Raw genomic sequence first — 228 nt, forward strand, 5'->3', positions numbered from 1 at the left:
CCGGAGCAATTGGAGTCACAGGAGCAACTGGAATCACGGGAGAGACCGGAGCAACCGGAATCACAGGAGCAACTGGGGTTACGGGAGTAACCGGAGTCACGGGTGCAACGGGAGAGACCGGAGCAACTGGAGTCACAGGAGCAACTGGGGTTACGGGAGTAACGGGAGTCACGGGTGCAACGGGACTTACCGGAGCGACCGGTGTTGGATTAGAAGGAGTAGAAGCGT

1 protein-coding gene is annotated in these 228 nt (G+C 58.8%); it reads left to right on the top strand.

Annotation, left to right across the window (positions count from 1 at the left end; all coding sequences use genetic code 11):
• Positions 1 to 228, top strand: a 228-nt coding sequence (locus tag ACK3CR_RS27145) for a hypothetical protein (protein WP_488976376.1), incomplete at both ends; no start/stop codon positions are given.

This window comes from Priestia sp. TRM10, from assembly GCF_057808375.1.